21 protein-coding genes are annotated in these 21234 nt (G+C 35.0%); 14 read left to right on the forward strand and 7 right to left on the reverse strand.

Annotation, left to right across the window (positions count from 1 at the left end):
- Positions 1-40: 40 nt before the first annotated feature.
- Positions 41-1978, reverse strand: coding sequence for a S9 family peptidase (locus H4J73_RS12130; protein ID WP_182223747.1), 1938 nt, complete (start codon positions 1976-1978; stop codon positions 41-43).
- Between the two features lie 459 nt (positions 1979-2437).
- On the opposite strand from H4J73_RS12130, the gene H4J73_RS12135 reads away from it, so the two are divergent.
- Complete coding sequence (locus tag H4J73_RS12135) at positions 2438-2626, forward strand: DUF2892 domain-containing protein (protein WP_182182259.1); 189 nt, start codon at positions 2438-2440, stop codon at positions 2624-2626.
- A 251-nt stretch (positions 2627-2877) separates the two neighbouring features.
- Here H4J73_RS12135 and H4J73_RS12140 read toward each other — a convergent pair whose 3' ends face one another.
- Positions 2878-3141: a hypothetical protein gene (locus tag H4J73_RS12140; protein WP_182223748.1), complete on the reverse strand. Its 264-nt coding sequence runs from the start codon at positions 3139-3141 to the stop codon at positions 2878-2880.
- Positions 3142-3513: 372 nt separating this feature from the next.
- On the opposite strand from H4J73_RS12140, the gene H4J73_RS12145 reads away from it, so the two are divergent.
- The 5 genes from H4J73_RS12145 (at position 3514) to H4J73_RS12165 (ending at position 6114) form a co-directional block, all read left to right on the forward strand.
- On the forward strand, positions 3514-3855 hold the full coding sequence (locus H4J73_RS12145; RefSeq protein WP_182182261.1) for a hypothetical protein: 342 nt from the start codon (positions 3514-3516) through the stop codon (positions 3853-3855).
- A gap of 20 nt (positions 3856-3875) precedes the next feature.
- Positions 3876-4028, forward strand: coding sequence for a hypothetical protein (locus H4J73_RS12150; protein ID WP_182182262.1), 153 nt, complete (start codon positions 3876-3878; stop codon positions 4026-4028).
- Between the two features lie 279 nt (positions 4029-4307).
- Positions 4308-4679, forward strand: a complete 372-nt coding sequence (locus H4J73_RS12155) for a VOC family protein (protein WP_182182263.1) — start codon at positions 4308-4310, stop codon at positions 4677-4679.
- A gap of 85 nt (positions 4680-4764) precedes the next feature.
- Positions 4765-4962 (forward strand): CPXCG motif-containing cysteine-rich protein, encoded by a 198-nt coding sequence (locus tag H4J73_RS12160; protein ID WP_182182264.1) that lies wholly within the window; start codon positions 4765-4767, stop codon positions 4960-4962.
- 270 nt (positions 4963-5232) lie between these two features.
- The gene (locus H4J73_RS12165; protein ID WP_182182265.1) at positions 5233-6114 is read left to right on the forward strand and encodes an MYG1 family protein; all 882 of its coding nucleotides are present in this window, start codon (positions 5233-5235) and stop codon (positions 6112-6114) included.
- Between the two features lie 82 nt (positions 6115-6196).
- On the opposite strand, the gene H4J73_RS12170 is transcribed toward H4J73_RS12165, so the two are convergent.
- Both H4J73_RS12170 and H4J73_RS12175 read right to left on the reverse strand, forming a co-directional pair.
- Positions 6197-7378 carry a multidrug effflux MFS transporter gene (locus H4J73_RS12170; protein WP_182223749.1) on the reverse strand — a complete coding sequence of 394 codons (1182 nt, stop codon included), beginning with the start codon at positions 7376-7378 and terminating at the stop codon, positions 6197-6199.
- A gap of 282 nt (positions 7379-7660) precedes the next feature.
- A complete protein-coding gene (locus H4J73_RS12175) occupies positions 7661-8467 on the reverse strand; it encodes a class I SAM-dependent methyltransferase (RefSeq protein WP_182223750.1) in 807 nt (268 codons plus the stop codon).
- 478 nt (positions 8468-8945) lie between these two features.
- Here H4J73_RS12175 and H4J73_RS12180 point away from each other — a divergent pair, with 478 nt between their 5' ends.
- Positions 8946-9725, forward strand: a complete 780-nt coding sequence (locus H4J73_RS12180; protein WP_182223751.1) for an ABC transporter substrate-binding protein — start codon at positions 8946-8948, stop codon at positions 9723-9725.
- Between the two features lie 355 nt (positions 9726-10080).
- On the forward strand, positions 10081-11097 hold the full coding sequence (locus H4J73_RS12185) for a reverse transcriptase/maturase family protein (protein WP_182178092.1): 1017 nt from the start codon (positions 10081-10083) through the stop codon (positions 11095-11097).
- On the opposite strand, the gene H4J73_RS12190 is transcribed toward H4J73_RS12185, so the two are convergent.
- On the reverse strand, positions 11065-11769 hold the full coding sequence (locus H4J73_RS12190; RefSeq protein WP_182178094.1) for a PEP-CTERM sorting domain-containing protein: 705 nt from the start codon (positions 11767-11769) through the stop codon (positions 11065-11067). The genes H4J73_RS12185 and H4J73_RS12190 overlap by 33 nt on opposite strands.
- Positions 11770-12747: 978 nt before the next feature.
- Here H4J73_RS12190 and H4J73_RS12195 point away from each other — a divergent pair.
- Positions 12748-14463 carry a DUF4153 domain-containing protein gene (locus tag H4J73_RS12195; protein WP_182178096.1) on the forward strand — a complete coding sequence of 572 codons (1716 nt, stop codon included), beginning with the start codon at positions 12748-12750 and terminating at the stop codon, positions 14461-14463.
- A gap of 650 nt (positions 14464-15113) precedes the next feature.
- On the opposite strand, the gene H4J73_RS12200 is transcribed toward H4J73_RS12195, so the two are convergent.
- Positions 15114-15962 (reverse strand): LytTR family DNA-binding domain-containing protein, encoded by an 849-nt coding sequence (locus tag H4J73_RS12200; RefSeq protein WP_182223752.1) that lies wholly within the window; start codon positions 15960-15962, stop codon positions 15114-15116.
- A gap of 156 nt (positions 15963-16118) precedes the next feature.
- On the opposite strand from H4J73_RS12200, the gene H4J73_RS12205 reads away from it, so the two are divergent.
- The 5 genes from H4J73_RS12205 to H4J73_RS12225 all read left to right on the forward strand — a co-directional run bounded on the left by H4J73_RS12205 (position 16119) and on the right by H4J73_RS12225 (position 19628).
- A complete protein-coding gene (locus H4J73_RS12205) occupies positions 16119-17384 on the forward strand; it encodes an acyltransferase family protein (protein WP_182223753.1) in 1266 nt (421 codons plus the stop codon).
- Positions 17385-17446: 62 nt separating this feature from the next.
- Positions 17447-17947, forward strand: a complete 501-nt coding sequence (locus tag H4J73_RS12210) for an RNA polymerase sigma factor (protein WP_182223754.1) — start codon at positions 17447-17449, stop codon at positions 17945-17947.
- Positions 17937-18488 carry a hypothetical protein gene (locus H4J73_RS12215; RefSeq protein ID WP_182182272.1) on the forward strand — a complete coding sequence of 184 codons (552 nt, stop codon included), beginning with the start codon at positions 17937-17939 and terminating at the stop codon, positions 18486-18488. Before H4J73_RS12210 ends, H4J73_RS12215 begins: the two co-directional genes overlap by 11 nt.
- Positions 18485-19027 carry a DUF4252 domain-containing protein gene (locus H4J73_RS12220; protein ID WP_182182273.1) on the forward strand — a complete coding sequence of 181 codons (543 nt, stop codon included), beginning with the start codon at positions 18485-18487 and terminating at the stop codon, positions 19025-19027. The genes H4J73_RS12215 and H4J73_RS12220 overlap by 4 nt, the downstream gene beginning before the upstream one ends.
- 10 nt (positions 19028-19037) lie before the next feature.
- Positions 19038-19628 carry a DUF4252 domain-containing protein gene (locus H4J73_RS12225; protein ID WP_182182274.1) on the forward strand — a complete coding sequence of 197 codons (591 nt, stop codon included), beginning with the start codon at positions 19038-19040 and terminating at the stop codon, positions 19626-19628.
- A 71-nt stretch (positions 19629-19699) separates the two neighbouring features.
- On the opposite strand, the gene H4J73_RS12230 is transcribed toward H4J73_RS12225, so the two are convergent.
- Positions 19700-21205, reverse strand: coding sequence for a S10 family peptidase (locus H4J73_RS12230; protein WP_404851872.1), 1506 nt, complete (start codon positions 21203-21205; stop codon positions 19700-19702).
- Positions 21206-21234: the final 29 nt, after the last annotated feature.

Consider the following 21234-nt stretch of genomic DNA (forward strand, 5'->3'; position numbering starts at 1 on the left):
AATTAAGCTCTTTTGCCTATTTTATATTAAGAATACATCATCACTTTGGGCTGACTAAATGTTGTTTCAAAAATTCGTCAATGGCTGTAAAAGCTTTGTGTCGATTACGCTGAATAGACAAATAGTGGTCGCCGTCTGCCAATTCAATATATTCAACTGGCTTATTTAAGTCTAATAGCTTCTGGTAAAATCTTTGGCTTTGACGAACATTAACCACGGTATCGCTGGCACCATGGAGTAATAACATAGGTATATTAATTCGCTTTGCCTGATAAAAGGGTGAACGGGCGATCAAGTTGTCAACATCTTTACCCATTTGGTGTTCTACAAATTTCTTATTCGTGTAGTAACGACTCTTAAAAACAATATTTCGAAGGTCGCTCACTCCGGCAAAACTGACGGCGCACCGAAATAAGTCAGGTGTTTTTACCGCTGCCATGGCCGCCGCATAACCACCATAACTTCCACCAACAATACAGATACGCTTTGGATCAGCAATTTTTTCTGTAACCAACCAGTTTGTGGCATCAGTTAAATCATCTTGCATAATCAAGCCCCAGTTTTTCATTTGGCTTTGAGAAAATTCATAACCGTAACCAGATGACCCACGAAAGTTAGGTCGAAATACTGCATATCCCCTATTAACAAAAAATGAGCTCCAATAATCAAAACCATTACTATCACGAGCTCCTGGACCACCGTGTGGAAATAATATAGTTGCGATTGGCCCTTCACTGCCAGTTGGTAAGCTAAGAAAACCCTCTATCGTTGTTCCATCCGCAGCTGTGTATTTAACAAGTTTATGCGCGGTTAAATTAGCACCTTTAAGTGCCGGATATTGAGTCATCAAACGATTTACTTTACCGGTTTTTCTATTGGCTAAATAATAAATACCTGGCGTGTAATCATTCTCAACATAGAAAATATAAACATATTCATCTTCACTAAAGTCAACAAGATAATTTGTTGTTTTAGGTCGCGCTGTATCTAACCTTTGTTGAAGGCTCTTACGACTTTCATCCCAATAAATATTACCACTTATATGGTGAATACCAATTACACTACGAGTTTTTTTTGAATAAATAAGTGCGCCATCAACATCATAATCTTTATCAGCAAAAACTAATTGATGAATATCAGTACTTAGGTCAACCTTATAAAGCGCTTTTTTATCATTATTGTATTGAGTGTAATAAAGAATATTAGGGTTTTTATCAAAACCAAGCGCAGTTACCGGGGCATCTTCCAAGCTGTTATATTGAAATAAAATCTGCCAGTTTTGGTTATCACCCTTACGGACAAATATTTTGGCTGCTCCTGTTTTATAGTTTAAAGCACGGCCTAACCTAACAAAGCCCTGCTGATCGGTCATCCATTGTCTAATTTTTAATTTATGGTTTTCTACTTTATTAGCCTTAGCAGTATTTATATTGAGTTTAAATACGCTAAGTAAATTTGCATTTTCAGCATCGAGAGCAATAAGTATATGCGTGGGGTCATCGCGTAATAAATCAATCACCTTATCTTCATGTTGAGAATAGTGTCGCCTACTATAAATCGTTGATGCATTGATTAATCTTCGTTGTTTTGTTTGTTCAGCGCCAACATCAATCGCTAACAACTGAGTATGATCAACTTTTTCTGTATTCATGTGTCTAGAGAATTTTGCCGCCAGTAATACGGTTTCATTATTGGCCCATTTGAACCACCTTATTTGATTAATCAGATTATCTGTCTGAAGTAAGGTCTTAAACTCACCGCTCTTTAAATCAATATAAATAAGGAGTGTTAAATCTGGATTTTCTACATTTTTCAGATAAGCAATTTTACTTCCATCTGGAGATAACGCTGGTGATTTAATACTTGGCAATCGACTAAATGCTTCAACGGGTAACTCTACCGCAACAACATTACTGATAAAAAATATAACCAAACAAAAAAAGAAAGTACTAGAACGATAAATGGCTTTAATATTCATTTATTATTGCCCAACAATTTGTTTTAAAGAAACTATTGGTAACGCTAAAGAAGGTAATGCCATTTTGTTCAGTGGGTAAAAGGTGAGTACCTGAAATTTTATATTTGCCATTTTTACATACAATCCTTTGGTTAAATTCCTGTCAATTACTGCACCCGTTATCGAAAAAACGAGACTTTATATTACGGGTGTGACTCAAATTAGCAGTGACATAAAAAGTCACTCACTGTGATTAATTGTTTCTCAATAAACTTGGTTATACATTTATCAAAATCATAGCAAGTTAAGCTTATTATTAGAGTATCTGTGTACTCTATATTTAAGAACTATCGATATCGTTTAATATAAATGTTAAATCACTATTAATAGAAGACCTGTCAATAAGCAATATTAGTATTTGCTAATTTAACAAAATCTAATATAACACTAATTTAACCATGCCAATCTCACGGAGTTACCATGACTAAGAACGATGCATTAAGACTAATAGCAGGCACAATGATACTTATTTCACTTATTTTAACCGTAACATTATCAATAAACTGGTTATGGTTTACTGCTTTTATTGCGGTCAACTTAATACAGTCATCATTTACTAAATGGTGCCCTATGATGGTTTTATTAGCAAAAATTGGCCTAAAAGATTAACCAAAGATTTTATTCTAGCAACAAAATCAGCGAATATTTTGAATATCCATATGAAGAAGTATTAAATGCAATGACTCCCTTTGGGCTTACTCATTAATGGTTTAGTTTAGTATACCAACAGCCAGAAATTTGTATCCTTCTATGGCGATTAGCTGATCGCCTATTTTATCTGCTGGTCAGTCTGTCTTAACCGTTAATATATCAATATTTTATACGATTAATGTTGTAGACAAAATTAATCGTATTACTATTTATAATCGAGTTATTTTTTCGTTTAGGTTGTAGTTTTTATCGGTAACGATAGCTTCCAATACCTCTATTCGACTTAATTGGTCACCCAGTGTTTTATTAACCGCTGCCGCGACTTCTGTCTCTAAATTAGCTTTTTCTAATGTCAACGCTTCGACTTCTAATGCTTTTATCTTCTTTTTATTGGTACTTAACACCAAAATAATTAAAAAACTCACTAAAAAAATCACAGCGATACTTAAAAATACCCACAGGTTTATATTCATGGCTAGGTTGTCTCATTATTTATTAAATAAAAAGCCTATCTTGCAAAGTTTATTCCTTATATATTTTATCATTATTTCAAGTACTTAAAAAATGATAATTTGAAAGTATGGCTATATTAGCTAAGCTTTAGCGAAGATTACTATTATTTCGCAGTATCCCTTTAGCGAAGATTACTATTATTTCGCAGTATCCCTTTGGCGATACATTTTAATCAGTTCACCTTATAACGATTAAGCTGTCTGCCATAGCACCACTAACTTAGCAGGATTAAAGCCCATTAAATATTTATAATTTCACCATGAGATTTATTCCCTCGACTAGCTATATTCTGCTATGTTTATTGTAAGATCACCGATTGAAAAGAAAGTAAAATGACTATAACTTGTAAAATAAAGTTATGCTTTGTTAATATCCTTCTTACCACATCATCGCCACTCATCGCTAATACCTACAAGGTAATTTCTTACGATCCTGCCAATCCTCCACACAATATCTCTACAGTAGGTCAACAAGGCAAGGCTACAATATCAGGCATATTTGCCGACATATTTCATCAAATAGGAGAAGTTACCGGCGATACTTTTATAATGGTTATAATACCTGCCGCTAGAGCTATGCTTGAATTTGACCTTGCCCGTGTTTATATTGAACCTGGAATTAACTCTACTTCGCGCAGTAATTCAAAAAATAGGTTTGTATTCCATTGCCTATGAAAATGTTGAGGAAGTGATTGTTGGCTAAACGCATTGACCAAATTTTTACCAGTAAATCCTTGATAGGATATATGAAAAGACATGTTCAAGCTTTAAGAGATATTGTTGTTGGAGACGTAGTAAGCTCTGTAGAAGTTATGATACGTCAACACCAAACAAAAGAGAACATTTAACAAGGTTAAATAAAGCGTTGTTACAAACGATAAACGTATTGAAAACATTATTGCTAAGTACAAATAAATATACTTACTTACGATGACCACACCAGTATGAGACTGACCTTAGGTGTAATAAAAGTTTCGCCTAAACGAGAATAGTAGTATATTTTTAGAATAATTAGCTTATGCTAGTTTAAAAATTAAAGACTTAAATCGCAACATCTACTAGTGGTTTACGAGCCTATTAAGGCCAACGCTGTACTTTACATAAATCAAAATAAAAGAGGAATATCTATGCTTAGCTATGCAACCATCGGTGTAACCGATTTAGACAAATCAGAAGCCTTTTATAATGAACTATTAGCCCCTATGGGTGCAAAAACACTAATAAAAATGGAGCGTATTATATTTATTGGTAAAAGTATGAAAGAACCCATGCTTGCTATTTGTACTCCCTATAACGAAGCACCTCAAAACTGTGGAAACGGTAATATGCTCGCTATTGCTCCCGGTTCTAAAGAACAATGTAATGAAATGTACCATAAAGCCATCGCTTTAGGTGCAACCTGCGACGGTGAACCAGGACAGCGTATTCCTGACGTGTTTTATGGCGCTTATTTTCGTGATTTAGATGGTAATAAAATCGTTTTTAATCACTTTGGTTAATCGTCACGACTCAAGCATAGCCTAGTGCGGTGCTTGAGTATGGCTTTGCATCGACATGCTTTATAAAAATAGGAAAACCTAAAAATTGCATCAATTAACAAAAAAACACATTGGGTGCCCTTACTGTGGCGAAACAATTAAAGTGCTCATCGATTCAGCCGACATAAATCAACAGTACATTGAAGATTGCCAAGTATGCTGTAAACCCATTAATTTTTTAGTTTCTGAAAGTATGGATGGTGACCTTGATGTTAACGTTTATAGTGAAGATGAAGCGTTTTAATAAATCCCTAGGCAGTCAATATAGCTAACGTATAGCTGTTAATTACATTATTTTTCGCCCTTCATCTTACCCCATTATATTATTACCCTTTACTGAGCTTTACGTCTTGATATTGTCGTTATTAAAAACCCGCTGTTGTTGTTCACTATCTTCGTATAGAATCCGCAGTATAATTTCTACTTATTAACGTCTTCCCTTATTGGCAAGTCTAAAAGAGTAAAATTAACTAGCTACACCTTCTTATTCCTTTCTAAAATGATATAAAAAAACATGAATGATATAACTATAGCAACTCACAACGGTAATTTTCATGCAGATGACGTCTTCAGCATCGCTGCACTAAAAAACATCTTTCCTTCTTTTAAACTCATACGCACCCGTAATTTAGAGCTTATCGGCCAGGCAGATATTGTGATTGATGTAGGTGGCGAATATAACGCAGATGACGGCCGTTTTGACCATCATCAACGTGGTGGAGCCGGTGAAAGAGAAAATGGTATTCCTTATTCTTCATTTGGTTTGATTTGGCAAAAATATGGTCTTGAAATATGCCAAGGTAATCAAGAAGTCGCTAACTCTGTTGATGCAGGTTTAGTATCAACAATTGATGCTATTGATTGTGGTTATGCTGAAGGTGTGACTAAAGGCATAAACCAAGGTATTAGCCTGAGCCAAACTATTTCAATGTTTAACCCTACTTGGCAAGAAGAAAGTCACTTTGACACTTGTTTTAATGAAGCTGTTGATTTTGCAGCACGTGTTCTAACACGATTTATAGCCTCTGCAAATGGCGGAATTAGTGCAAAAGAAATTGTCGCTAAAGCTATTGATGATGCAAAAGATCCAAGAGTGATTGTGTTAGAGAAATATACGCCATGGAAAAGAACAGTTCACGCTTTATCTGATCAAGCTTTATATATGATTTACCCTTCTCAATCTGGCCAATGGAGAATTCAAACTGTGCCTGTTGAACCGGGGTCATTTGAAGATAGAAAACCATTGCCTAAAGAATGGGCGGGCTTATCTGATGATGCACTTAAAGCAGTAACGGGCATTGATGATGCAATGTTTTGTCATAATGGTTTATTTATTGCGGGCGCAGAATCATTTGAAAGCACAATGGAAATGGCATCAATAGCACTTCAAGCATAATTAAATATCTATAAAACGTGAATATTCGAATATTCACATTTTCATTAATCCTGGTATTTTATCACCTAAAAAAATAATAAGTTTAATAATTATCTAGCATAATATGTCGTTTCACTTGTGGTAATTTCCATATCACATAGACCGGAATGATAGTTAGCATCAGTAAAGCCAACTGCTCAGCTTCATTTAGTGGCAACAATTGTAAGCAGTAAACAATAACCGCCGAACCACTCATTTGTATAAATCCTAATAGGGCTGAAGCTGAACCCGCTTTTTTACCAAAAGGCGCAAGCGCTTGTCCTGCACAAGCTCCCATAAGCAACGAAAAACCAAGTGAACTAATCATTATGGGTAGCATAAAAGCGACAGGCGTTTGCCAAGCTAACAAGGCTAACATTAACAAGCCAGCAAAGATCAGTAAAACCATACCAAAGCCTATTGTCACCCTTGCACCAAACTTTACTAGAATCTGAGGAGCCTGAAAACAAGCAACAATGTTAATCGCTGCGTTTACGCTAAACCAATACACAAAGCTCTGCTGATCTAAACCTAATGTCACCATTAACCATGCAGGAGAGCTACTCACATATGCAATAATAATTGCCATAGCTAACATAACAACCAAAGCATTAAACAAAAATACCGGGTGTTTCAATACAGGCATAAAGTGATCAATAGAAATAAGATTCTTATATTTTTCTGTGTGCTCAGGTCTTGTTTCTTTAAGGGTAAAGAATAAAATTAAACCTGCAAAAATAGCGTATCCCGCCATAAATTCAAAATTACTACGCCAACCAAAATACTCTGTTAATACATTGCCTAATAAGGGTGCAAGTGCTGGAATACAACATATAGCGCTATTTAAATAAGAGTACATAACACCACTCTCAATCGCATTATATTTATCACGCACACTGGCAAAAGCCGCCACAACGATTGCACAGGCACCAAAGCCTTGTATTAAACGACTCATAAGAAAAAGCGTTAAACTATCGGAATAAGCAGACATGATAGAAGCTAAGCCATAAATGATTACCCCGCCAATCGCGATAGGTCGACGCCCATACCGATCAGCCAGTGGACCACTGATTAGCTGGCCAAATCCCATGCTTAAAATAAATATCGTTATACTCCACTGCATTTGTGTCATAGGCACAAAAAATTCTTTCGCCATCATGGGCAAAGCGGGTAAAAATATATCTATCGCTAATGGGCTAAAAATAACCATTAAAATCAGTAGGGGTAAAAGTTGTTTATTTGTCATTTAAGCCTCAACAATGATGACTACGTATTATAGGATATTGGTCTTAGGAGCAGAAGCGAAGTATCAATTTATGTGAGATTATTTTCTGAGTGTGTCAAAAGCTTAGAGTTAATTCTTGAAAAGTTGTTGTTAGCTCGTATTATCGGGTAAAACACCATCATTGCTTCGAATTGATGTTAAACCGATGAGGTCAATAGCGAGCTAATTTTTTATCCGAATATTGAAGAACGAACAAACGCCAACGCTATATCGTTAACGTCTTAGATGCCGTTTAACCTTACCCTATTTTAGGTTTTTAAAACGTAATACAAACCTACTGGTATTACTATTAGGGATATCCCAGATTTTCTTAGATTTATCGTCACGGGTATTTTTTAAAATATCTAATTCACCATCGAAGACAAACCCAGCATCAGACATTTCACTTTTAACAATTTGAGGATCAATGCGGTGCAAAGTATTGCCAACATTGCTAGGTGCACCTTTTACTGCTTCATGATCTATTATACCTATAATACCGTTTGGCTTTAAAAACCTTCTAAAGTTAGATAATACTTTTTCAACGGCTATTTTTTCAGCTCCATCCATCACATAATAAAAGTCATGGTACCCCAAAATTAATAGTATTGTATCAATGCTATTTTCTTCTAACTCTAAGTTATTCAGAGAGATATCTATTCGTTTAGTATTCGCTAAACGCTCCCCGTTACCTAAACGTTCAGATAAACTTTTACCATAATATTTTAAAAAATGTTTATCATTATGGATAATAACTTTACCTTTAGAACCCACAACCCCAGAGAGTATTTCTGAGTAATAACCGCTACCTGCCAATACATCAAGAACAACAGTTTCAGGGGTAACATTAAAAAAAGTTAATATTTCTGTAGGCTTCCTATGCTCGTCTTTAAGATAATCAGGCTTCGTTCTTTTATCATCATTAAGTACAGCTTCAATTGTCTGCATAGACAGAATATTCGCCTTTGTTTCTGCTTTAATTCCTACGTTTAGATCAGTGTTATTTTCAAGAGCACTTGTATTCAAGCTAACAAACAGTAGATAAATAGATATCAGCATCCAATTCTTCATTATAATTAATCCCTTTATTTTTAATTGATTGATTTTTAGTCTACTAATTCTTTCGTATACTGTAAAGGCGTGATTATTTCAATGAAATAAGAGACCTGTAACATTATATTTTATATAGCAAAGTCTTAAAAGCACGTTTAAAATTATGATGATTTAAAGCGCTTCTCCACCGTTAATAATCGACTGTTAAATGGCAAGTGCTCTAACATTAAAGCCATTAGGATAAATGGCTTTAATGATTACTTAGTGGGCTAAGAAGATAAAGAAGAGCGTTTATTCGAGCTATTACTTAATAATGATTGTAGATAACTCTTCGCACTTACACTGAACAAACCGCCAAAAAAGATTAAGATTAATCTTTCTAAAGTAGCAGATAAAAGTGAGATAAAATATTTTTTGGTTTATCTGTTAATAAATAAATTTAAACCTATTATAGTGTGTATATCATATGAGGCGTAACTTCAGGATGTAGCAACTATTGATAGTTAATCTAAAAAAAATCATTAGCCCTTTAATATTATTACTCTCTTTTGTATGTTCATTATCTGAAGCGCAATATAATGACAACTCCCCTCATGTAAATATTGTGACAGAGCACTTACCTCCTTTTCAAATATCCACACCGACTGAAATACAGGGTTTCGCAACACAAATTATTGTTACAGCATTCTCAAATACGCCGTATTCGTATGATATTAAAGTCTTCCCATGGTCTCGCTCTTACAATATGGCACTTAAAAAAGAAAACACGTGTATATATTCAATGGCTAGAACCTCTGAGAGAGAAGATAAGTTTATTTGGGTACATACGATTGCTAAACGAAATGCTTCCCTTATTGCTTTAAAAAGTCAGAATTTGACTATCACTTCGCTAGATGATGCGAAAAAATATAATACAGCAGTGATTCGTGATGATGTAACACACCAATTTTTATTGAGTGAAGGGTTTCAAGAAGGAGTTAATTTATATGTACTTAATGATACTTTTTCTTTGTTTAAATTGTTATCTCTGCGCAAAGGTATACATTTTATCTTAGTGGATGCTAATACCGTTGAACCTCGCTCACAATATGACAAACTTGATCCTCATTCATTTGAAAACGTTTTCCAGATAAATGAACAACCATTAGATTATTATTTAGCATGTAATAAAAAAACATCGCCTGAAATAATTAAAACAATACGACAATCAATTACTGACATGAAAAAAAATGGGCAAATAGACAAAATAATAAACAAATGGCAATACTCACAATAAAAGTCAGTTATTAGGAAGCTACTCGTGTAATGTTGTTCTACAGCCATGTCCGCTCTAGATCAAAACATTCAAAAAAAATTCAGAATAAATCTCTAAATGCCAACTTCCGCATTGTGCGCAAACAGGAAGTTAGCAACTCGTTAACCCGTATGTCCGCTTCAAGCTCATTGCGGACGGTGGCGACTCGTATCTGAACATTCACTTTTGCCACAATCGAGACATTAAATTTAATACTAACAGGCATGTTTAAATGACTTCTTTCTACTTCAAAGTAGACCTTATCTAAAAAGAGAATTTACTCATAGAGGTAACAAGGGATTGCAAATTCTATAATGTTGGTTTATTACTATTTCTTATGATAAATGAGCTAACAAACGCCAAGCTATTGGATGAATCATTTAGTGGGTTATGTAAACAACGAAAACATTTTCCTGTGAATAGTGATGTGTGGCATTGTCGATTTCATTGGAAAAGTATTAAACCCAAATTAATACGTGATTTATCAACTAACCGTTTCACTTTTCAACCACTACAAAAGGTAACTAAAGCTTCAGGTGAAGTTATTCACTTGTGGACATCAATCGATAGTGTGGTATTGAAATTGTTATCATTGGTGTTATTACATTATTTACCGTCATCTAAGCTGTGTACACACTTAAAAGGGCATGGTGGTAGTAAACAAACAGTAACTTCAATACAAGCTGAAATACCGAATAATACCTTTGTATTTAGAACGGATGTTAAATCGTATTACGAATCGATAAATCACGAAATATTGTTAGACAAGTTATCGGTTTACATCAAAAATAAAATGGTAATGAACCTACTAGCGCAGTATCTAAAACGAAGTGTTGAATCTGGAGGTTTATTTAAAGATATCAAACAAGGTATTTCATCAGGGTGTCCGTTAAGCCCTCTGATATCGAGTTTTTACCTTTATGAGTTAGATAAAGAAATGGAAGGTAAACCCGTTTATTACCGACGATACATGGATGACATCATCGTATTATCACCATCAAGGTGGAAATTACGCAAAGCGATAAGAACAGTTAATCAACATTTTGAAAAACTAAAGTTAAAACAACATCCTGACAAAACAGACATAGGTAGGATTAGTAATGGATTTGACTTTTTAGGATATCAGTTTGGACAAGAAAAAATAACCGTGTCAAAAAGAACAGTACAAAATCACATTCGTCGAATATCGTGGCTTTATGAGCAAAAAAAGCACCTGCCGAATTGGCAGATGCTTCTTGATGATTATCGACAACATTGGGTTACATGGGCTTTATCCGGCATACCGTCGTCAATAATTAACTTAGATTCTGAATACGTAAATTTAAGATTGTTTCTTATATCGACGAGATGCTAAACCAATCATTCCTAATGCAAAAATAGCTAGTGTGGCAGGTTCATTTACCTCAACTACCGCGTTATCATATGTTAATGTTATCCTCTGGTTACTGACTGCGGTATCAAAACAACTCGCTCTTCGCGAATAGCCGGCACCACACCACACCTGATCTGTACCACCCGTTAATCCTATCTCCCAACTACCTAAAATTTCGATGGATCTACTTTCATAGAACTGTATACCCGCGCCGGATAGATCGCCGAATATCGTCTCATTGCTTGTTCTATAATTCCACACGTTGCTGTCTAAGTCTAACGCTCCTTTGCTGTGTATCTCGAAATCATTTGCGACATCCTGAAATGGGGTTCCGTCGTAATCGCCAACTGCATCTACACTAATAGCTCGTGACGCTGTTTTGTATCTGGCGCAAACATCCAGTGGCCCGCAATCTAATGTGTATCCGTCATATTCGTCGTTGAACGTGCTAAATGTAATGCTAACATCAAATGAATACTTCACCTCCACTAGTTTACCCAACGTGTCATCGAACATAACTGTGTTCGTCCCTGAACCCAAGTTTGTTTCGATTATGATTAATTCTGCGTGCGCCGTACTAGTAGTAACGACAATAATGCATGTAATCATGGCCGCGGCCCATCGTGACAAAATACTGTGTATTTTTAATTTCATCTAATATTCCTTTTTAACCCATTCCAAAAAATTTTGGAATGAGAAATGATAAAAGTGCTACAGTATCATTTTAAAATCAATGGAAGCACAGAACATACCAATATTAAAAAACCAGCTATTTCAGCATATTAATGAAAACACACACAACAACCATACCTTAACTGTAAAATATCCTGACACAACATAGCTCAATAACTAATTAAATTTATTGTATAACATTAACCCGTTTATATTTTGTTGGTTTTACCATAAAAATTGCATTAGATAACCGAATTGCACATAAAACCACGGACGATTCTTCGCAATACCCATACTTAACCTATGTAAAACAACCATTTCAGTAGGGTTCTTTATTAATAATCTAGTGGTACCCATTATTGTAATTCAACAGTACAACACCACTACAGACCAGTATATTCACACATTTAACCACCAAGCAACTGACTTGCAATCAGTTTGTCTGATTTATCATCAGTTGATATCATTATGAACTCAATTCATTGATTTTATAATGTAAGTTATCTATTTCTATATTCATGAAATTAGTTTAAAACAAGATGGTAAAATTCAATATATGCATACTAACGGAGTTTTATCCGTTGCTAGTGAATTCGAATGTTGATAACGCTAACTTTGATTTCTTATTCGATCAACGATTGCTTTTGTATCATAGTTAACATCGAAAGGTTGAACTCCACAGTCGGCTTTGAAGTTTGAAGCAGACCTTAGTAACTTCGACTTTGGTACTTCTGCAATGCGCACAAAGTGATCATTGCCAGCTTAACCGTGAACGACTGCTATGGTGGCGGAGTTGCCAGTCATGGAATAAATTATTGGTTAGGGGAATCTATGCCCTCTGAAATGCTCATAGTTGACCTAACCACTTGAAAAGCTTAATGTCTGCTATACAACTATCAGAAATTGAATACTAAAAACGACTAAAGCAAATAACTAACAATATTAAATAAGAATAAAAATATGGATAATCAATTACCAAAACCTTTAATCATCACTATATCCCTCATTCAAGGGATCTTATTAACTCTGTTGTACCAAAGTGTCGAACATAAAATATGGCCTTCTACAGAGCCTATTTGGTTAATATCGTTAGTTACTGTTTCAATTAGCTTCCCTTTACTCACACTATTATCAATTACAAAAACTAATAGCAAAGCGACAGTAAAATATTTATTACCTTTTACTTTATTATTATCTGTTTTAGGTGCTTATGTTGGCTATCAACAAGAACCAATAGAATTTGTTAACAATGGCAGTGTTATCGGTATATTTTGTTTTACTGCTCTTATAGCTGCTTTTAAAGCGTTAATGTATATCCAACAATATCTAAGTCATGAAGAAATTAGTTACAGCTCACTTTTTAAATTATCATGGCGAAATTTTATTATATTCGGTGAATGTTGGTTATTCGTTTTAATTTTTTGGGGAATCTTACATTTAGGGGCTGGATTATTTTCTGTTTTAGAAATTGAGTTCTTTAAAGAGTTATTAAGAAAAGATTGGTTTGTTATACCCGTATTAAATCTTGCTTTCGGTTTTGCCATTATAGTTTTTAGAAATATTATTTTCACGGTTGATAATATTTCTACAATTCTGCAAACATTAATTAAATTTCTTTTACCTGCATTAACCATCGTTTCATTAGGTTTTCTAGCAACATTACCTTTTACTGGTCTAGATACACTCTGGAAGACGGGTACAGGAAGCTTGTTGGTAATGTGGTTACAAGCATTAACATTGTTTTTCGTGAATGCCGTTTATCAAGATGCTTCCCATGAACGTCCATATCATAATATTTTACACAGACTAATTTTTATTGGAGTAGGTGTATTACCCATTTATAGCCTTATTTCATTTTATGGCCTCTGGCTTCGTATTGACCAATATGGATTAACAGTTGATCGTTGTTGGGCTGTTTTAATTTGTGTTTTACTTGCATGTTTTTCTTTCGGTTATTTAATTGGCATTATTAAAAAGCGGGATGCATGGTTAGAAACACTCAGTAAAGTTAATATATCTATGGGAATTGTTGTCCTTGTTTCTATGTTATTGGTTAATTCTCCACTATTAAACTTTCAAAGTATTTCAGCTTCAAGTCAATTATCACGATTGCATGATAGTGAGATAACATATGATGAATTTGATTATCAATATTTTGATAGATCTTTAGGACGACAAGGTTATATAGAGTTGCAAAAACTTAAGACCGAATTAAAAGATTCAGCTCCTGAAAAGATAGCTATTATTGATAGAATGTATGTAAACCATCAGAATATTGCTAAAGATGAATTAAGTCTTGAAGATTTTCTGCAATTTGTTAATTATTGGCCTAGTAAAAATGAGTTTCCAGAAAATTTAATTGAAGCTGTTTATAGCGAAGAAACTAAGAATGAATGGACTACATATCGCGGAAACAATTATTATTTCATTGCTAAAGATTTAAACGAAGATGGTGAGTTAGATTATATAGTTATTGAAGAAAATAATCATTCTACATCCGCTGACCTGTGGTTTTTGAAAGATGAGCAGTGGAAATCTAAATATATGCAAACGAGTAACCCTAATGATAATAGACTTATAAAAGATTATCTTTTAAATAATGAAGTTGAAGCCGTTAAGCCTAAATGGAAAAATTTAAAAGTAGGTGATCTAACGTTTAGAACCTCACTAGATTGAAAATAAATAGCCGTCATATGACGGTTTTCCCTTTATGCTGCATTTAAATTTATACATGTTTTAATGTCTTAAATTCACAAGTATGGAGGTGCATTGCACGGACTAACTTAAATTTCGGCTTAAATACTTCCGTTACTTATGTTTCGAAAGTGGCATTAATTAAAGTTAGTGACTGCTTGCTCTACTTTAGCTTTTGGTACTTTGAAGTCATGACGTGAACGACCGCTGTGGTGGCTAAGCGGACTATTTATGGTGATTAATTCACGACTAAATTAGGTCGGGTTTGTGGCAATAGTGAATATTGCATAAAACGTTTCAATCTCATTCAATGTTCAATAATCTCACTAGTGATGTCTATTCACAATATATTAAGTTTTCTCATGACCTGACGCGTTTCTCATTATTTGTGACGATCCACAAATAACCAACAATTGACCAATAATAATCTGAAAATACAAAAGTTGAGTAATTACTTTATTATTTACTTTACATTTATAGAGTCGTTACTCTATAATGTTTTTGTTCCCTTTTAGCGAACACCTGTTGTAATAATTTTATATTTTAGCTTCCCCAAGCTATCCGGCCGATGAACTAGTTTTCATCGGTTTTTTTATGCCTATAATTTGAGGGAAAATAAAGTGAGTTCTTTTTTACAATAATTTCGATTTAAATGCGTCTTTGTATCGCCTCGATAAATTCAATATTTTTCCATTATTTAGTTTTACTTCACTATCTCCACTACTCAGCGGTGTAATTGAATCAATATTATTTAAGTTAACGGCATATGAACGATGAATACGGCAAAATCCTTGCTCTTCAATTTGAGATATTAATTGAGTCAATGTTGTTCTTGTTGGGTATATTCTTCCTTTACTGTGTAAATTAACGTAATTTCCTGATGATTCTAGCCACTCAATATCTTCCACTTTAACGATGAATTCTTTACCTAGCTTTTTAACCAATAAACGGTCAAAACGTTGAGTGATATTTTCTTCTTCACCTACAGAAATTGGGCATGCTTCACCTTGAAGACGACTGAGAATAAATCCATAGCCCTTAATAACGATTAGAATGGAAATAAATCCCCATATGTCTTTACGGAGTTCATAAATAAACTCAATTAATATATTGCCAAAATCATAATTAAGCGATTGAGTCCAATATATTACCTCTCGTATCGTAACCATCACACTGACATGAACAATAGAAAATATAATGGAACTAATAAAATACATGCCCAGTGAAAATGTTACTTTCGACCAATTGAAAGGATGTTTTTTAAGGAGCCACACACACGCAGGCAACAATAAAATAGTCGCTATCGCACTGCTGAATTCCCAAACGAAAGGTTCCCATAATTGAAAACTTGGCACACCAGAACGATTAGCTTCCATGATCACTGAAGTTGCCAAAATAACACTATTAATAAAAAGGTAGCCAAAGATGCCTAATACTTCATAGCAAAATTTGTATTTTTGAAAGTGGTGTAATTTATTCATCTTTATAAAGTAGCACAACAAGCATTAAAGCAAAAACATTTCAGCCCTCTCAGCCACCGCTTATCCCTATGCATTGTTTATTAAGCCTTTTTGTCTTTTTATAAATAAAATCTCTGTCATTATCCCAATAACTTCTTCATTTATAAAGGTCAGAAAATGACGGTTCAATCGAATGATTTCTTAATAAAATATTTTATTCCTGTCCAACAAGGAATGCCTGAAAGACGTTACGATTTAGACTGGTTACGCATTCTTATTTTTGGCTTACTTATTTTTTATCACATTGGAATGTTGTATGTGGCGGATTGGGGCTTTCATTTCAAAAGTGTCTATCAGTCAGAAACACTAGCAAATTTTATGCTTATAGTTGAGCCTTGGCGCATGGCGTCTTTATGGATAATTTCGGGTATTGCCATTCGGTTTATTTTAGTCAAAGTGTCTTTGCTTCGTTATACCTTTGTTAGAAGCTTACGATTACTTTTACCCTTATTGTTTGGCGTTCTAGTGATTGTTCCACCACAACTCTATGTTGAAATGACGACAAATGGTGCGTTAGATATGTCGTATTGGCAATTCTATTTAGCTATGTTTACTGATAACAATACGCTTTTCGTAAATTATCAGCCAGGTATTTGGCCGCACTGGGACGTTAATCACTTATGGTATTTACGCTCATTGTGGGAATACTCGTTGGCGATAATATTGCTACTGCCGTTGTTAAATTCTTCACTTATCACAAATACTAGCAACTGGCTGTTTAAGCAACATCTTGGCGTTATCTTATTAATATTAAGCGTGCCGATATTTATAATTCAAATAACGTGGGAGCAAGACACTAATCGTTACCCATTGGGTTTCACTTTTTTACTTTATGGCTATTTAATTGGTTGGCATGCTCATTTTTGGCAACAGTTAACAATTAATTTAAAACCGTTACTGCTTACTTTTGCGTTTTTAATAATTGTCTTTATCAGTTTCTATAATACCGTTTGGTTAACGTTAAACGATTCGACTCCATCGTGGTTAATTATAATGGGCATGCTTATTTACAGTGTCGTGCGTGTTGCAGGAGTATTAACCGTATTGGCACTCGCTTATAGATATTTGAATAAAAAGTCACCCTCATTAAGCTATTTTAATGAGGCTGTGTATCCTTTTTATATTGTGCATCAAACCATTATTATTGTGCTTGCTTATAATTTAGCGCCTTTGGAGTTAGGGCCGATAATAGAGCCTTTAAGCGTTATTCTCCTTACCATTTTATTATGTTTTATTTGCTTTGAGATTATTCGGCGTTCCGATATTTTAAAACCACTATTTGGCGTTCGCATTAAGAAAAACCACAGTAAAACGATAAAAAATATGGGTTACATATTTGGATGTTTGCTTATTATTCCAATTGGATTAGAGATCATTTTTTAAACTAAATTAAAAATAAGATAATTAAATTGTAACCTTTCGCAAAGTCGTGCGTAATTATAACTATGAAAGGAAATAAATTTAATAAAATACTCGAACAGCATCAGCAGCGAATTTATTCGTTAGCTCTTTATATTTTACGCGACAAACACGAAGCGGAAGATATAACACAAGATGTTTTTACGCGTTTATGGAATAGCTTCGAACAAGTAGATATTGAAAAAATGTCGCCTTGGCTTTCAGCGGTAACTCGCAACGCTTGTATTGATAGATTACGTAAGCGTAAAGAATTCAGCCAAGTTGAAGAAGAGTATCAAGTCACTAAAACTCATGAAGAACCCGCAGGGAATTTACAACACCAACAATTAAGTCGTTGGTTAAGCCACGCAATTTCTTGTTTAAAAGAACCTTATAGCTCGTTGATTATGTTATGTGATGTACAGCAAAACAGCCAAAGTATTGCGGCTCAGTCACTTAACTTAACCACCAGCCAAGTAAAAGTCTATTTGCATCGTGCACGACGTGAATTGCGAAATAACTTAAAGGGGTATACCCATGAACAATAAAGAATCATGGCAGAAACCATTAGATAACTTTTTAGCGAACAATGACATTTCAGCTGACACTCGCGTGCTAGCAAGAGCATTGTCCGAGCACAGCGAATTAAATAGCGAACAACTCAGTAATCAACACATTGCTGAGTTAGAAAAAGCCTTACATATTGAACAACACTTAAATGACATAGGTTTACAGCCTTTATCAACAGATCTTAAAAACAAGTTACAAGGCATTGGCAAAACGAGAACAACCAGTAACGTTGTGTTTGGTTACTTTACACCTAGCTGGAAAAAACTCAGTGCACTAGCCGCAACCGTTACCGCTGTTGCTTTACTTAACACCAATATGCTAAGTGAGCCTAAAAATGAACAACCTTCACTCGCAGAAATACAGCATGCTCAGCAAGAGTTAGCCATCGCTTTAGAATATATTTCGTTTGCTAAAGAGGTATCAACAGAGCAAATAAAACAGGCATTAGACGAAAATATACAACAACCATTGAATCAGGGGTTATTTAAACCACTTAATCATTTTAAGGAAACATCATGAAAAAAATATTATCCGCCGTCATTTTCTTTAGTTCGTCATTGTTTATTAGCAGCTTAGCTTTTGCTAATGATATTACCCAAGAGCGTGGTTATGTCGATTTCGCCAGCCTCGATTCTGCTTATGGCGAACCTAAGGTGATGGTTAATTTAAATAAAACCATGCTGGGCTTTATTAGCAAAATTAATATGTCTGACCCAGAAGCGTCTGAGTTAATCAAGAAATTGAAAGCCGTGCGTGTACAAATCTACAATATGACAGACAACGACCAACCCGCATTAGACTTAATCGCTAAAGTCAGTAAAGACATTCAAAACAAAAATTGGCTCCCCATTGTTTCAGTGAACGAAAAAGGTGAAAAAGTACGAATATTCACTAAAATTACTGATGATATTATGGACGGCTTAATGGTGATGGTTGTGAATAACAGTGATTCACGAGAAGCAAGAGAAGCGGTATTTATTAATATTGTTGGCGAAATAGACCCGGCGCAAATTAATAAAGTAACCCAATCACTTAACATCGATATTGACTTAAAATAGCGAGTACCCCATGAAACTATCTACTATTTTATTAAGAAAGGTTACATTAATATTAGCCATTACCACCAGCTTATTATTAACGGGCTGTGGCATTACAGCAGGAAGCCTACATAGCCATGCGGGCTATGCAGATATTGAATCACCTTATTGGTGGCAAGCCGACAGCGAATTAAATTTGTCTTTAGGCCCCTTAGCTATCGGTACCGCTCGTTGGGTTATTGATGCCGATAAAGATCCTGAAATTGATGCTTTGCTCAATGACGTAGACGGTGTTCGTATTAGTGTTTATAAAGTTGAAGAAAATAGTCAGCTCTTTATAGAAAATTTTGATGAAACACAAGCCAATTTACGTGCAGATGGTTGGCAACCTATTGCTCGCGTTAAAGGCGATGAGCAAGGTGATTATTCACTTATGTTTATTAAGTCAAATGGGGAAGTGATTGATGGTTTAGTTGTACTGTTACTTTCAGAAGATGAAGCTCTTTTTGTCAATATTATTGGTAATATTCATCCGAACTCTTTTGAACCGATTATGGAGCAAGTTTATAAAAAAACCAACTCCACAGAGCCCTCTGAAGAAGTCGCAGTAGAAAAAATATAATAATAACGCTGCCGATTAGGTCATAGATTAAAACTTAATCGGCAGATATTACTACTTCACTGATTTACGATTTACTTTGGCGCAGCCGCATTATATTTAGCCGCTTGTTTAGTTTGAGGTAACGACGCTTTAATGAACTGACGAATATCATCATTAGACGCTTTTAAATCTTCATAGCGAAGGTACATCATGTGACCACTGCGGTAGCCTTTAAAAGATAAACGATCTTTCATTTTTCCACTTTGATCTAACTGCCACATCGTATACTTAGCATCAAAATAATTAGTCGCACCATCGTAGTAGCCTGATTGGATCATGACATTTAAATAAGGGTTCTGTGCCATCGCTAAACGCAAGTTCTTACCAGTATTATTATTGCTGCGATCCCAAGGATGTACATCACCAAACATATTATATTTAATGTCTGTTTTATAGTTTAATTCTTCACGTAAATAGTAATTAATGGCTGGCGTGAAACTGTGTAACCATGATGTTAGCTCTGCATTATAATCAGGTCGTGAACCCGTTACTTTTTCATCAATACCTAAATAGCGAGAATCTAAACGTCCTATTGTTTGCTCACGGTCACGTAATAATTCTTTCCAAAAATATGAAGCGCTAATATCTAAATTACTGCGTAATACTTCAGTGACCGAAAGCCCTGAGTAGTATGCCACTTTTTCTGCAATCGCCTGTTTTTCTTGTTGGCTAATAAAGCCACCTTTAGCAAGTGCGGGTATGTATTGATCGATAGTGAACTTTTCAACTTCTGGTAGAATATCCAGTAAATCTTTTTGTTGTAATTCACTCTTTAACGCTTTGTGATACCAAGCCGCCGCCGCAAAATAAGGTAGGCGATTTGCCGCTTTTACTGGACCGTCACGCTTAATACCAATATCAGTAGGTGACACCAAAATAACGCCATTTAAATACATCCACTGTCGTGATTGTAGCTCTAATGCTAAACCTGAGACCCGCGTTGTGCCATAACTTTCTCCGATTAAATATTTTGGTGAACGCCAGCGATCGTTTCGGGTCACAAAAGTATTTACCCAATCAGCTAAGTATTTAATGTCGGCATTAACACCAAAAAACATCGACTTTTGCTGGTCTTTTGAAGGCATCTTACCCTCTTTGTCAGGTAAAACTCTTGAATAGCCAGTATTTACCGGATTAACAAAAACAATGTCGGCAACATCTAAAATTGAATAGTCATTGGTCTTAACACCGTAAGGCTGCAATGGATATCCTTCGTTATCAACATTTAAAACACGTGGTCCGGTGTAGGCAACATGCATCCAAACTGATGCTGAACCTGGGCCACCGTTAAAAGAAATGAGTAAAGGTCGTGCGCTTTTATTCTTAATATCGCTGCGTTGGTAATAGGTATAGAATAAACTAGCGGTTGGGTTACCTTCACTGTCCCAAACAGGTTGAGTACCGGTAGTGGCGGTGTAGTCGAATTTTTTACCATTAACCTTGGTACTATGTTTTGTGGTTGAGCTTTCGTCGATAGCTAATTTTCGTGTATTGTCGCTCGTACTATCAGCATTAACTAACGGTGACAATATCAGCAATAAGGCCAATACGTTGACTAAATAGAGTG

Source organism: Colwellia sp. MB3u-41, assembly GCF_014076845.1.
Taxonomy (GTDB): domain Bacteria; phylum Pseudomonadota; class Gammaproteobacteria; order Enterobacterales; family Alteromonadaceae; genus Colwellia_A.